This is a genomic window from Pseudomonas sp. CC6-YY-74 (genome assembly GCF_002025205.1).
Classification (GTDB): Bacteria; Pseudomonadota; Gammaproteobacteria; order Pseudomonadales; family Pseudomonadaceae; genus Aquipseudomonas; species Aquipseudomonas paeninsulae.
On sequence record NZ_CP019947.1, the window covers coordinates 112435 to 126977 of the forward strand.

The 14543-nt window shown below is 64.5% G+C and carries 9 protein-coding genes; 2 read left to right on the forward strand and 7 right to left on the reverse strand.

Features of this window, described 5'->3' with window-relative positions:
- Window positions 1-358: 358 nt before the first annotated feature.
- The 7 genes from gcvT to B2D37_RS00615 form a co-directional block, all read right to left on the reverse strand.
- Window positions 359-1480, reverse strand: a complete 1122-nt coding sequence (gene gcvT / locus B2D37_RS00585; RefSeq protein ID WP_079200900.1) for a glycine cleavage system aminomethyltransferase GcvT — start codon at window positions 1478-1480, stop codon at window positions 359-361.
- 157 nt (window positions 1481-1637) lie between these two features.
- Complete coding sequence (locus B2D37_RS00590) at window positions 1638-3014, reverse strand: L-serine ammonia-lyase (protein ID WP_079200901.1); 1377 nt, start codon at window positions 3012-3014, stop codon at window positions 1638-1640.
- Between the two features lie 116 nt (window positions 3015-3130).
- Complete coding sequence (gene glyA / locus B2D37_RS00595; protein WP_079200902.1) at window positions 3131-4384, reverse strand: serine hydroxymethyltransferase; 1254 nt, start codon at window positions 4382-4384, stop codon at window positions 3131-3133.
- Between the two features lie 60 nt (window positions 4385-4444).
- Window positions 4445-5821 (reverse strand): sodium:alanine symporter family protein, encoded by a 1377-nt coding sequence (locus tag B2D37_RS00600; RefSeq protein ID WP_079200903.1) that lies wholly within the window; start codon window positions 5819-5821, stop codon window positions 4445-4447.
- Between the two features lie 233 nt (window positions 5822-6054).
- Window positions 6055-8916 carry an aminomethyl-transferring glycine dehydrogenase gene (gene gcvP / locus B2D37_RS00605; RefSeq protein WP_079200904.1) on the reverse strand — a complete coding sequence of 954 codons (2862 nt, stop codon included), beginning with the start codon at window positions 8914-8916 and terminating at the stop codon, window positions 6055-6057.
- 10 nt (window positions 8917-8926) lie between these two features.
- Complete coding sequence (gene gcvH, locus B2D37_RS00610; RefSeq protein ID WP_079200905.1) at window positions 8927-9310, reverse strand: glycine cleavage system protein GcvH; 384 nt, start codon at window positions 9308-9310, stop codon at window positions 8927-8929.
- Window positions 9311-9659: 349 nt separating this feature from the next.
- Complete coding sequence (locus B2D37_RS00615) at window positions 9660-11066, reverse strand: FAD-binding oxidoreductase (RefSeq protein WP_079200906.1); 1407 nt, start codon at window positions 11064-11066, stop codon at window positions 9660-9662.
- Window positions 11067-11328: 262 nt separating this feature from the next.
- Here B2D37_RS00615 and B2D37_RS00620 point away from each other — a divergent pair, with 262 nt between their 5' ends.
- Both B2D37_RS00620 and B2D37_RS00625 read left to right on the forward strand, forming a co-directional pair.
- Entirely contained in the window at window positions 11329-13098 is a 1770-nt protein-coding gene (locus B2D37_RS00620; RefSeq protein ID WP_079200907.1) for a DUF1302 domain-containing protein, read from the forward strand.
- A gap of 28 nt (window positions 13099-13126) precedes the next feature.
- Window positions 13127-14497 carry a DUF1329 domain-containing protein gene (locus B2D37_RS00625; RefSeq protein WP_177345167.1) on the forward strand — a complete coding sequence of 457 codons (1371 nt, stop codon included), beginning with the start codon at window positions 13127-13129 and terminating at the stop codon, window positions 14495-14497.
- Window positions 14498-14543 lie beyond the last annotated feature (46 nt).

A 14543-nucleotide genomic window follows, 5' to 3' on the forward strand; every position in this document is an offset into this window, starting at 1 on the left:
GGCGGATGACGCTTTAGCCATCCCCCAACAACGATGCTCGATAGCAAAGACGTCACCGATCTATCCGGGTCGGTCCATCAGCTATCTTGAGTGCCTGGTGGCTGGTACGGTTCGGCTCCGCAGGCGTGAGTCCTCCCTGTGGGAGGCCCGTCCTCAAGGCGAAGCCTTTGTCTGTACCGCGACCGCACAACCCGGCAGCCCTGTGGACTGCATTCGCCGCGGGGCGCGCCTTCTACAGGTAGCCGGTAGCCAGGATGCAAGCGGGGTAGGAGAGGGCGTTTCGAATTTTCCCGGATTGCACCCGGCCTAGCGGGTGCGCAGGCTGCGGATTGCGCCGCAGCCTGCGCTGGCCAAGGCCTCAGCCGCGATAGTAGCGCTGCGGCACGAACGGAGTCTTGGCGACTTTCATCGCTACGCGCTTGCCGCGCACCATGGCCCAGACTTCGCTGTCCACGGCGATGTGGCTGCTCTGCACATAACCCATGGCCACTGGTGCCGCGAGAGTCGGGCCGAAGCCGCCGCTGCTGACCGAACCGATTACGTTGCCATCGGCATCAACGATTTCCGCGCCTTCACGCACCGGCACGCGCTCCTGCGGGAGCAGGCCGACGCGCTTGTTGGCGACGCCTTGTTGCTGCTGGGCGAAGATCCGCTCGGCGCCGGGGAAGCCACCAGCACGTGCGCCATCGGCGCGGCGCGTCTTGGAAATGGCCCACAACAGGCTGGCCTCGATCGGCGTGGTGCTGGTGCTCATGTCGTGGCCGTACAGGCACAGGCCGGCTTCCAGGCGCAGCGAGTCGCGCGCACCGAGGCCGATGGCCGCGACTTCCGGCTCGGCCAGCAGGCTGCGTGCCAGGGTTTCGGCGTGGTCGGCCGGCACCGAGATTTCATAGCCGTCTTCGCCGGTGTAGCCGGAGCGGCTGACGAAGCAGTCGACGCCGAGCAGGCGCACCGGGGCGAACTGCATGAAGGTCATCTTCGCCACTTCCGGGGCCAGGCGCGCCAGCACGTCGACCGCTTTCGGGCCTTGCAGGGCGAGCAGGGCGCGGTCGAAGCAGGGTTCGATCTGGCACTGGCTGGCGATCTGCAGTTGCAGGTGCATCAGGTCCTGGTGCTTGCAGCCGGCGTTGACCACCAGGAACAGGGTGTCGTCGCCCAGGTTGGCGACCATCAGGTCGTCGAGAATGCAGCCCTGCTCATCGGTGAACATGGCGTAGCGCTGCATGCCCACTGGCAGGTCGATGATGTCGACCGGCACCAGGCTTTCTAGGGCTTTTGCCGCATTCGGGCCGCGCAGGATGATCTGGCCCATGTGCGAGACGTCGAACAGGCCGGCCGCTTCACGGGTGTGCAGGTGTTCTTTCATCACGCCGAGTGGGTATTGCACCGGCATGTCGTAACCGGCGAAGGGCACCATGCGCGCGCCCAGTTCCAGGTGCAGAGCGTGTAGCGGGGTTTTCGCCAGGGTTTCGCTGGTCATGCGGTTACTCCAAAGCTAAGTGTCTGTATGACGGATAGGAATTCAACGTAGGAGCGGGGGGGACGCCTAGTTCCATGCCCGCGATGCTTTGCGTCAGTCATTTTCGCGGGCATGGCCCGCTCCTACAGGGGTTTGTGTGTCGTCTTGAATCGGGGCATCAGCATTCGATGATGTTCACCGCCAGGCCGCCGCGCGAGGTTTCCTTGTATTTGCTCTTCATGTCGGCACCGGTCTGGCGCATGGTGCGGATGACCTTGTCGAGCGAGACGAAGTGCTGACCGTCACCACGCAGGGCAATGCGTGCGGCGTTGATCGCCTTGACCGAGCCCATGGCGTTGCGTTCGATGCAGGGCACCTGAACCAGGCCGCCGATCGGATCGCAGGTCAGGCCGAGGTTGTGTTCCATGCCGATTTCGGCGGCGTTCTCGACCTGCGCCACGCTGCCGCCGAGCACTTCGCACAGGGCGCCAGCGGCCATCGAACAGGCCACGCCGACCTCACCCTGACAGCCGACTTCGGCGCCGGAGATCGAGGCGTTCTCCTTATAGAGGATGCCGATGGCGGCGGCGGTGAGCAGGAAGCGCACCACTGCGTCGTCGTTGGCGCCGGGGATGAAGCGCGTGTAGTAGTGCAACACCGCCGGCACGATGCCGGCCGCGCCGTTGGTTGGGGCGGTGACCACGCGGCCGCCGCTGGCGTTTTCCTCGTTCACTGCCAGGGCGTAGAGGTTGACCCAGTCGAGCACGCTGAGCGAGTCGCGCAGGGCGGCTTCCGGGTGTTGGCACAGTTGCCGGTACAGGGCGGCGGCGCGGCGCTTGACCTTGAGCCCGCCGGGCATGATGCCTTCGTTGCGACAGCCGGCGGTGACGCAGTCCTGCATCACCTGCCAGATTTCCAGCAGGCGTGTGCGGGTCTCGGCTTCCGGGCGCCAGGCCGCTTCGTTGGCCAGCATCACCTGGCTGATCGACAGTTTGTGTTCGGCGCAGTGGGTGAGCAATTGCTTGCCGGTAGTGAAGGGGTAGGCCAGGGCGGTTTGGTCTTCGACGATACGGTCGGCGCCGGCGGCATCGTCATCGACCACAAAACCGCCACCCACCGAGTAGTACTCGCGCGAACGGATCTGCAGGCCGGCGGCGTCGAAGGCGCGGAAGATCATGCCGTTGGGGTGGAACTCCAGCGGTTTGCGGATCATCGCCAGGTGTTCTTTCTCGACGAAGCGGATTGGCTTTTCGCCGAGCAGTTGCAGTTCGCCGGTTTTGCGCAAGGTCTCCAGGCGCCCGGCAATGCTGTCGATGTCGACGGTATCCGGCTGGTCGCCTTGCAGGCCGAGAATCACCGCCTTGTCGCTGCCGTGACCTTTGCCGGTGGCGCCGAGCGAGCCGTACAGCTCGACTCTTACCGATTCGGTGCTCGCCAGCAGGTCGTCGCGGCGCAAGCCTTCGGCGAAACGAGCGGCGGCGCGCATCGGCCCGACCGTGTGCGAACTGGACGGGCCAATGCCGATTTTGAATAGATCGAAAACGCTAAGTGACATACATCTCTCCGGCATCTGGTCAGGCCGCGGTACGGTTTGTCTGTAGGAGCGGGGCATGCCCGCGACTATCGCGAGCATGCCCCGCTCCTACAGTCGGCACTGAACCAGTGCGTTGCTTATGCAGAGTAGACCGGGAAAGTCGTGCAAAGGTCGGTGACCTGACCACGAACCCGTTCGATCACGCTGGGGTTGTCCAGCTCGGCGAGGATGTCGCAGATCCAGCCGGCCAGCTCGCGGCACTCGCCTTCCTTAAAGCCACGGGTGGTCACTGCCGGAGTGCCGATGCGCAGGCCGGAGGTGACGAACGGCGATTGCGGGTCATTCGGCACCGCGTTCTTGTTCACCGTGATATGCGCGGCGCCCAGCGCCGCGTCGGCGGCCTTGCCGGTCAAGCCCTGCTTGATCAGGCTGAGCAGGAACAGGTGGTTGTCGGTGCCCCCGGAAACCACGTCATAGCCGCGGCCGATGAACACTGCGGCCATCGCCTGGGCGTTCTTGATCACCTGCGCCTGGTAGTCCTTGAAGCTCGGTTCCAGGGCTTCCTTGAAGCACACGGCCTTGGCGGCGATCACGTGCATCAGTGGGCCGCCCTGGGCGCCAGGGAAGACTGCTGAGTTGAGTTTTTTCTCGATATCCGGGTTGGCCTTGGCCAGGATCAGGCCGCCACGCGGACCGCGCAGGGTCTTGTGGGTGGTGGTGGTGACCACGTCGGCGTAAGGCAGCGGGTTCGGGTACAGGCCGGCGGCAACCAGACCGGCGACGTGGGCCATGTCGACGAACAGCAGGGCACCGACCTTGTCGGCGATGGCGCGGAAGCGCGGGAAATCCAGGGTCTTGGAGTAGGCGGAGAAGCCGGCGACGATCATCTTCGGCTGGCACTCGACGGCCAGGCGCTCGACTTCGTCGTAGTCGATCAGGCCTTCGCTATTGATGCCGTATTGCACGGCGTTGTACAGCTTGCCAGAGGAGCTGACTTTGGCGCCGTGGGTCAGGTGGCCGCCGTGGGCCAGGCTCATGCCCAGCAGGGTGTCGCCGGCCTGCAGCAGGGCCAGGTAGACCGCGCTGTTGGCCGAGGAACCGGAGTGCGGCTGGACGTTGGCGTAGTCGGCGCCGAACAGTTGCTTGGCCCGATCGATGGCCAGCTGCTCGACCACATCGACGTGCTCGCAGCCGCCGTAGTAGCGCTTGCCCGGGTAGCCTTCGGCGTACTTGTTGGTCAGGCCGGTGCCCTGGGCCTGCATCACCGCCGGGCTGGTGTAGTTTTCCGAGGCGATCAGCTCGATATGGTCTTCCTGGCGGCGCTCTTCCGCCGTTATGGCTTCGGCCAGGGCCGGGTCGTAGTTGTTCAGGGTCAGGCTTTTATGGAACATCGGGATCAATCCTGTACTAAGGACGCGACCGCCTAGCGGTCGCGTCGAGAGGGGTATGGTTTAGCGTTGCGCCGGTGTGTCGCTGGTGACACGGCCGTCGCGGGCGAAATATTCCTTGGTCAGCTTGACCACCACTGGGCTGAGCAGCAGCAGCGACAGCAGGTTGGGCAGCGCCATCAGACCGTTGAGGGTGTCGGCGACCAGCCAGGCGAAGTCCAGTTGGGCGACGGCGCCGAACGGCACGGCCAGCACCCAGACGATGCGGAACGGCAGGATCGACTTGGTGCCGACCAGGTACTCCCAGCACTTCTCGCCGTAGTAGCTCCAGCCGAGGATGGTGGTGAAGGCGAAGACCACCAGGGCAATGCTGAGGATGGCGCCGCCGAAGCCGGGCATGGCCGACTCGAAGGCCGCAGCCGACAGGCCGGCACCGCTGGCGCCGCTGGTCCAGACACCCGAGGAGATGATCGCCAGACCGGTCAGGGTGCAAATGACCAGGGTGTCGATAAAGGTCCCGAGCATGCCGATCAGGCCCGAGCGTACCGAGCTGTGGGTGGTGCCGGCGGCCTGGGCGATACCGGCGGTGCCGAGGCCCGCCTCGTTGGAGAAGATGCCGCGCGCTACGCCGAAGCGAATCGCCGCCATCACTGCCGCGCCGGCGAAGCCACCAGTGGCGGCGGTCGGGGTGAAGGCATGGGTGAAGATCAGCTCGAAGGCGCCCGGAATGGCGTCGATATTAACGATCAGGACCACGATGGCGGCGGCGACATAGATCACGCACATGGCCGGCACCAGCGTCGCGGCGACTTTACCGATACGCTTGATACCGCCGAGGATCACCAGGCCGACAAAGACCATGGCCACCACGCCGGTGACCCAGGACGGTATGCCGAAGGTGTCCGTCAGGGCATGGGCCATGCTGTTGACCTGGACCATGTTGCCGATGCCGAAGCCGGCGAAACCGCCGAAGATGGCGAAGGCGGTGCCGAGCCACAGCCACTTCTTGCCCAGGCCGTTTTTGATCGCGTACATCGGCCCGCCGACGTGCTCCTTGCGCCCATCGGTCTCGCGGTAATGCACCGCCAGGACCACTTCACAGTATTTGGTGGCCATGCCAACCAGGGCCGTGCACCACATCCAGAACAGCGCGCCTGGGCCGCCGAGGAAGATCGCGGTCGCGACGCCGGCGATATTGCCGGTACCGACGGTCGCCGCCAGGCAGGTCATCAGCGCCTGGAACGGGCTGATTTCGCCGCTGGCGTCGTCGTCTTTCTTGCGCCCTTGCCACAACAGGCGAAAGCCCGCGCCTATCTTGCTCAGGGGCATGAATTTCAGACGCAGCATGAGGAACAGACCGGTGCCGAGGATTGCCACCAGCATTGGTGGACCCCAGACCAGTCCGTTGATTTGATTGGTTAGGTTGTTGATGAATTCCATCTGGAGCACCTCTTTATTGTTGTAAGTGCGCGGGTTGACCCGCGTCAGATAAGGGCTGGTGCGCGCGGGTAGCGCGAAGGAAAAACCTGTAGAGGGTTATGCTGAATCCGCGTGAGTGGTGAACTGTGTTCCTGGCCTGCGCGGTGAACGCCATGAGCGCCGACACAGGGCGCGCACCGCGCAGGTCAAAAACGCCTGGCCCTCTCTCTCGGCGAGAGAGAGGGCGTTAGTGCTTAGGCCTCCTGATAGGCTTCGATTGACGGGCAGGCGCAGACCAGGTTGCGGTCGCCGAACACGTTGTCGACCCGGCCGACGGGCGGCCAGTACTTGGCTTCGACCAGCGAGGCCAGCGGGTACACCGCCTGTTCGCGGCTGTAGCTGTGGGTCCACTCGCCGGCCAACTCGGCCGCGGTGTGCGGCGCGTTCTTCAGCGGGCTGCTGTCGGCCGTCACCTCACCACGCTCCACCGCACGGATTTCCTCGCGGATGGCGATCATGGCGTCGCAGAAACGATCCAGCTCTTCCTTGGCTTCGCTCTCGGTCGGCTCGACCATCAGGGTACCGGCCACCGGGAAGGACATGGTCGGGGCGTGGAAGCCGAAGTCGATCAGGCGCTTGGCCACATCGTCGACGCTGATGCCGCTGATGTCCTTGAGCGGACGCAAATCCAAGATGCACTCATGCGCCACCAGGCTGTTGCTGCCGGTGTAGAGCACTGGGTAGTGCTCTTCCAGGCGGCGGGCGATGTAGTTGGCGTTGAGAATCGCCAGCTGCGAGGCGCGCTTGAGGCCTTCGCCACCCATCATGGTGATGTACATCCAGGTGATCGGCAGGATGCTGGCGCTGCCGAACGGTGCGGCGCTGACCGCACCTTCCTTGCGTGCCATGTTGGCGTGGCCGGGCAGGAAGGGGATCAGGTGCGCCTTGACGCCGATCGGGCCGACGCCCGGACCGCCGCCACCGTGGGGGATGCAGAAGGTCTTGTGCAGGTTCAGGTGCGAGACGTCGCCGCCGAACTGGCCCGGGGCGCAGAGGCCGACCATGGCGTTCATGTTGGCGCCGTCGATGTACACCTGGCCGCCGTTGTCGTGGACGATCTGGGCGATCTCGCGGATGCCTTCCTCGAACACACCGTGGGTGGACGGGTAGGTGATCATCAGCGCGGCCAGACGATCCTTGTGCTCGATAGCCTTGGCGCGCAGGTCTTCGATGTCGACGTTGCCCAGGCTGTCGCAGCTGGTCACCACCACGCGCATGCCGGCCATGCTGGCGGTTGCCGGGTTGGTGCCGTGGGCCGATTGCGGGATCAGGCAGATGTCGCGCTGCTCGTCGCCGCGGCTGCGGTGATAGGCGCGGATCGCCAGCAGACCGGCGTACTCGCCCTGGGAGCCGGCGTTCGGCTGCAGCGACATGCCGTCGTAGCCGGTGGCGGCGCAGAGCATGGCCTCCAGCTCAGTGGTCAGCTGGGTGTAACCCTGGCTCTGCTCGGCCGGGGCGAAGGGGTGCAGGTTGCCGAACTCGCCCCAGGTCACCGGAATCATCTCGCTGGCGGCGTTGAGCTTCATGGTGCAGGAGCCCAGCGGAATCATGCTGCGATCCAGCGCCAGGTCCTTGTCGGCCAGCTTGCGCAGGTAGCGCATCAGCTCGGTTTCCGAGTGATAGCGATTGAATACCGGGTGGGCGAGGATGGCCGACTGACGCAGCAGGCCTTGCGGCAGGCGCGCGGTGACACTGGACGCCAGCTCGGCGAAGACCGGCAGGTTCTGGTCGTCGGCGAATACCGCCCAGAGCGCAGCGACGCCGGCCGGGGTGGTGGTCTCGTCGAGGGACAGGCCGAGGCGCTCGGCGTCGATCTCGCGCAGGTTGATCCCGGCGGCGCGGGCCTTGGCATGCAGCGCGGCGGTTTTGCTGCCGGTGGCCAGGGTCAGGGTGTCGAAGAAGCTGCTCTGCTCGACGCCGTAGCCCAGCTGGGTCAGGCCCTGGGCGAGGATCGCGGTCAGCTGGTGCACGCGCTTGGCGATGCGGGTCAGGCCCTGCGGACCGTGGTACACGGCATACATGCTGGCGATGTTGGCCAGCAGCACCTGGGCGGTGCAGATGTTGCTGGTGGCCTTCTCGCGGCGGATGTGTTGCTCACGGGTCTGCATAGCCAGGCGCAGGGCCGGCTTGCCGAAACGGTCGACCGAAACGCCGACCAGGCGGCCCGGCATGTCGCGCTTGAAGGCATCGCGGGTGGCGAAGTAGGCGGCGTGCGGGCCACCGAAACCCAGCGGCACACCGAAACGCTGGGCGCTGCCCAGGGCTACGTCGGCGCCGAACTCACCCGGCGGGGTGAGCAGGGTCAGGGCCAGCAGATCGGCGGCCACGGCCACCAGGGCTTTGGCGGCGTGGAAGCGCTCGACCAGCTCGCGGTAGTCGAAGATGTCGCCGTTGCTCGCCGGGTACTGCAGCAGGGCGCCGAAGTAGGCGCTGGCGTCAGTGATGGTGCGCTCGTCGCCGACCACTACCTCGATGCCCAGGGGCTCGGCGCGGGTGCGCAGCACGTCGAGGGTCTGCGGGTGGCAATGCTGCGAGGCGAAGAAGGCGTTGCTGGCCTTGTTCTTCGACAGGCGCTTGCAGAAGGTCATGGCCTCGGCGGCGGCGGTGGCTTCGTCGAGCATGGACGCGTTGGCGATCGGCAGGCCGGACAGGTCGCTGATCAGGGTCTGGAAGTTCAGCAGCGCTTCCAGGCGGCCCTGGGAAATTTCCGGCTGGTAGGGGGTGTAGGCGGTGTACCAGGCCGGGTTTTCCAGCAGGTTGCGCAGGATCGGCGACGGCGTGTGGGTGCCGTGATAGCCCTGGCCGATGTAAGTGGTGAATTGCTGGTTCTGGCTCGCGATGGCCTTGATCTTGGCCAGGGCGTCGGCCTCGCTCAAACCATCGGTCAGCTCGAGCACGCTGCTGCCCTTGATGCTCTCGGGGATCACGCTGGCGATCAGCGTGTCCAGCGAGTCGTAGCCGAGCACATCGAGCATGGCGGCGACGTCGGCGTCACGCGGGCCGATGTGGCGAGCGATGAATTCGTTGGCGGTACTTAGGTCGATTGCGTCAGTCATGCCAGCTACCTCAGGCGTCGTCATTGGCTTTGAGCAGGCGGTCGTAGCCGGCTTGGTCGAGCAACTCGGCAACGGCGCCGGCGTTGTCCGGACGGAAGCGGAAGAACCAGCCCTGGCCCTGCGAGTCTTCGTTGACCAGCTCCGGGCTGGCTTCCAGCTCGGCGTTCACTTCGACGATTTCGCCTGCAAGGGGCATGGCGATGGTGCTGGCGGCTTTGACCGACTCGAGCACGGCGACTTCGGCGCCTTCGGCATAGGACTGCGCGTCCGGCAGCTGCACGAACACCACGTCACCCAGTGCTTCTTGGGCATAAGCGGTGATGCCAACGGTAACCAGGCCATCGGCGTCCTGACGCAGCCATTCGTGATCGACAGTAAAACGCAACTCGCTCATGTGGATTCCTCAAGTAGTCAGACTCGCCCGATTCTTGTTTGGGCGATGATCAAGGTGCTCGTGCCAGGCAGCGAGCGCTTTGGGTAGAGACCTTAGCAAGTGCGATGCCATTGTTATTTTTATGAGTTAAATCAACAACTTATGATTTATAGGCGACGGCTGGGAGAAAAGCCTGTGTAGCGAATTCGATACGAATGAGGCGGATGGGTGAAAAAACGCCCTGGCAAGGCCGTTGATGTCGCGGGTTGGCAGGTTCATGTCGTATGCGTGCTGATTTCGTTACGCTGTATTGATTTAGCTACGGATGGCTCGCCCCTCTACCTGGCCGGCCATGGACAGCTGCGGTCGCTCAGCGCATCAGTCCTTCCAGCAAGTTCGCCAGTCTGGCGGCCAGGGCGCGGCGCCAGGCAGGGCTGTGCGGGTTGGCGAGCACCCGGTCTTCGGCGGCGAAGCTGCGCATGATGGCGGTGTAGCCGAGCCAGCGGCAGGGTTCCGGCTCCCAGGCCTTGAGGGCTGACAGGGGGCGTTCGCCGAGCACCCAGGGTTGCCTGGTCAACTGGCTGCTGCGGCCGAGGATCAGGTCGGCCAGGGTGCGTCCGCCAAGGTTGCTGGCGCCGACACCTTCACCGCCGTAGCCGCCGGAGAGGGCGATGCGGTTGGCGCGGTCGAGCAGCATGTGCGGCTGGAAGCGCCGCGCCATGCCGAGGTTGCCGCCCCAGCCATGGCTGATCGCGACGTTGCGCAACTGCGGGAACAGCTCGCCGAACAGGTAGCGGCGCAGGCCGATTTCCTCGGCATTCAGGTTGAAGTCCTGGCGCAGCTTGCCGGCGAAGCGATAACCGCCACGGGCGCCGAACACCAGGCGGTCGTCGGCGCTGCGCTGGCCGTAGGTGACCTGGCGGCTGAATTCGCTGAAGGCCTGGCCGCGATCGAGGCCGATCTCGTCCCACTGGCTGGTAGACAGCGGTTCTGTGGCCAGTAACAGGCTTTGCACCGGCAGCTGATAGCGCCGTAGCAGCGGCAATTCTGCGGCATAACCTTCCAGCGCAGGCACCACCCAGTCGGCGTGCAGTTCGCCCTGGGCGGTGCGCAGTAGGCCCGGCTGCCAATGCGTCACGCGGCTTTGCTCGAACAGCTGTACGCCGAGGCGTTCGACCGCCTGGGCCAGGCCGCGCACCAGTCTGGCCGGCTGGATAGTCGCGCAGTGCGGGCTGTGGATGGCGCCGAGCGGGCCGTTGATGCGCAGCTGTTGGTTCAGTTCGTCCGGGGTCAGCCAGCGGTAGTCGGCTGCGCTGAGGCCTTCGTCGTACAGCGAGTCGAGCCAGGAACGCAGGCGACGTTCCTGCTCCGGGTAACGCGCCGCGCAATAGAGCACACCGCCCTTGCGGTAGTCACAGGCGATGCCTTCGCGTTGCAGCACTTCGGCGACGGCGTCGGGGATGCCGTGCAGCAGGTCGAAGGCGTCACGCCGCTGTTCGGCGGGCAAACCGGCGAGCAGGCGATCCTCGCCGAGCAGGTTGCCCATCAGCCAGCCGCCGTTGCGCCCGGAGGCGCCAAAGCCGGCGTACTCGGCTTCGACTACGGCGATGCGCAGTTCGGGCGCCTGGCGTTTGAGGTAGTAGGCGGTCCACAAGCCGGTGTAACCGGCGCCGATGATCGCCACGTCGACCTCCAGGCGGCCCTGCAGCGCCGGGCGCGGCGTCAGGGGCTGGTCGAGTTGATCCATCCACAGGCTGATGGGCGGGTGTGGCGACATCATGTCTCTCCTCAGGTGTGCATGCGCCGCCAGCCTAGCCGGCGCAAGAAGCCTTGTCCCGGCGCGTCCGTTGCGGGCGCCATTCACCGGCGCTATGGCAGCCCATCGAGCCGGCTCATGGGGCGGCGGGCATGCGGCGTAGTAGAGCGGCATTCACTCTTTCGGTTGACAGGCTAAATCCCTCTTTCGGGCGCTTATCCGCACGGGTGGTGCTGGGTAGCTTGGGGGCTCAACACGAAACCATGCTTTCCAGGAGAGCCGCATGACAACAAAAACAAGGCATGCAATCTTCCAGCCGTGCGCACTGGCAGTTGCCGTCGCTCTGGGCTGTGTCGCGCCGGTCCAGGCGATCACGTTCAATGTCGGCGAACTCGAAGCGCAGTTCGATTCCGCGCTGTCGGTCGGTGCCAGCTGGGGCGTGCGCGCTGCCGATCCGGAGTTCGTCTCGGTCGCCAGTGGCGGCAAGGCCTCCTCGCGGACCTCTGACGACGGGCGCTTGAATTTCAAGAAAGGCGAAACCTTTTCGAAGATCTTCAAGGGTATTCATGACCTCCAGGTGACGTACGGCGACACCGGGGTGTTTATCCGTGGCAAGTATTGGTACGACTTCGAGACCAAGGACGAAAGCCGGCAGTTCTATGACATCCAGGACCACAATCGCAAAGAGGCGGCGCAGTCTTCCGGCGCGCAGATTCTCGATGCGTTCATCTACCACAACTACAGCATCGGCGATCTGCCGGGCAGTGTGCGGGTCGGTAAGCAGGTGGTCAGCTGGGGCGAGAGCACCTTTGTGCAGAACTCGATCAACTCGATCAACCCGGTTGATGCCGCCGCCTTCCGTCGTCCCGGCGCGGAGATCAAGGAAGGCTTGATCCCGGTCAACATGCTCTACCTGTCGCAGAGCCTGACTGACAGCCTCAGCATGGAGGCCTTCTACCAGCTGGAGTGGGACCAGACCGTCGCAGACAACTGCGGCACCTTCTTCTCCACCGCCGATGTGATCGCCGATGGTTGCGATGATCGCCTGGTGGTGTTCGGCCCCGATCTGCCGCCAGGGGAGTCGAACAACAGCTTCGCGCCAGGCGAAAACGTCTACATCCCGCGCGCCGGCGACCGCGATGCCCGCGACAGCGGTCAGTACGGTCTGGCCTTGCGCTGGTTCGCCGAGCAGCTGAATAACACCGAGTTCGGCCTTTATGCCCTGAACTACCATAGCCGCGGCCCGGTATTCAGCACCATCCGCACCACCACCCCGTCGCCGGCCTTCATCCCTGGTTCGTCGAACGCCCGCTACTTCATCGAGTACCCGGAAGACATCCGTCTCTACGGCATGAGCTTCCAGACCAATGTCGGCGGCACCGCATTGTCCGGTGAACTCAGCTACCGGCCGAATATGCCGATGCAGATCAACTCCACCGATCTGTCCTTCGCTGCGCTCGGTTTGCCTGTTTCGCCAGTATTTACCAGCGGCAATTCGCAGAACGTTTCTGCTGGTGATGTCCACGGCTACGAGCGCAAGCCGTTCACCCAGGCGCAGGTCACCGCATTGCAGTTCTTCGACCGGGTACTTGGCGCCAGCCGCCTGACCGTGATCGGAGAGGTCGCTTATAACCACATCAGCGGCATCAGCGACGATGTCGGCGAACTGCGCTTCGGTCGTGATCCGATCTACGGCGCGGGTGAGTTCAGCGCGCCGGGCGTGTGCGCTGCGTTCAACTCGGCCAATCCCGATGAGTGCCAGGGCGATGGCTTCTATACCAGCAGCTCCTGGGGTTACCGCCTGCGCGCCAGTGCCGACTACAGCAACGTGGTGGCCGGGATCAACCTGACCCCGAGTGTCTCCTGGTCGCATGACGTCGATGGTTACGGTCCCAACTTCAACGAAGGCAGCAAGGCCGTCAGCCTCGGTCTGAGTGCCGATTACCAGAACACTTACAACGCCAGCCTGAGCTACACCGATTTCTTCGGTGGCGACTACAACACGACCACCGACCGTGACTTCGTGGCCCTGAGTTTCGGTATGAACTTCTGATCAACGACGCGCAAAGGATCCGTACATGATGAAAACTACAAGAATCCTGCAAACCGGAGCGCTGGCACTGACCTTGCTGGCCAGCAGCGTGATGGCGGCGGTCTCCGAGCAGGAGGCCGCCCAGTTGGGTAGCAGTCTGACGCCGCTTGGCGCGGAAATGGCCGGCAACGCCGATGGCAGCATCCCGGCCTGGACCGGTGGCCTGCCAGCCAACGCTGGCGCAGTCGACGGCAAGGGCTTCCTCGCTGACCCGTTCGCCAGCGAGCAGCCGTTGTTCACCATCACCGCCGCCAATGCCGAGCAGTACAAGGACAAGCTGTCCCCCGGGCAAATGGCGATGCTCAAGCGCTATGCCGACACCTACAAGATCCCGGTCTATCCGACCCATCGCAGTGTTGCGCTGCCCGATGAGATCTATGCCGCGGCGAAGCAGAGCGCCCTCAACACCGTTACGGTGGACGGTGGTAACGGTCTGCAGAACTTTAGTGACAGCCGCTACTACGCCTTCCCGATCCCGAAGAACGGGGTCGAGGTGGTGTGGAACCACATCACCCGTTACCGCGGCGGCAACGTCCGCCGCTACATCACCCAGGCCACGCCACAAACCAATGGTTCCTACAGCCTGGTCAAGTTCGAGGACGAAATCGCCTTCCCCGCCGACATGCCCGACGTCGACCCGGTCAAGGTGAGCAATATCCTGCTCTACTTCAAGCAGCGGGTGACCGCACCTTCGCGCCTGGCCGGTAACGTGCTGCTGGTGCATGAGACCATCGATCAGGTCAAGGAACCGCGCCTGGCCTGGATCTACAACGCCGGTCAGCGCCGCGTGCGCCGCGCTCCGCAGGTGGCCTACGACGGGCCGGGTACCGCCTCCGATGGCATGCGCACCGCGGACAACTTCGACCTGTTCTCCGGGGCACCGGATCGTTACGACTGGAAACTGGTCGGCAAGAAGGAGATGTACATCCCCTACAACAGCTACAAGCTGGATTCGCCCAGCCTGAAGTACGACGACGTGATCAAGGCCGGGCATATCAACCAGGACCTGACCCGTTACGAGCTGCACCGGGTCTGGGAAGTGGAAGCCACGCTGAAATCGGGCGAGCGGCATATCTACGCCAAGCGCCATATGTACTTCGACGAGGACAGCTGGCAGTTGGCCCTGGTCGACCACTACGACGGTCGCGGCCAGTTGTGGCGCGTCGCCGAGGGGCATACCCAGAGCTACTACAACCACAAGATGACGGCTTACACCCTGGAGGCGCTGTACGACGTCGTCGCTGGGCGCTACCTGGCCCTGGGCATGAAGAACGAGGAGAAGTCTTCCTACGTGTTCGGTTTCGAGGCCAGTGCCGCCGACTACACCCCGGCAGCCCTGCGCAGCTCCGGCGTGCGGTAAGGCTGGCAGAGTCATCGCTCCTGCATAATTGGGCGGCCTTCGGGCC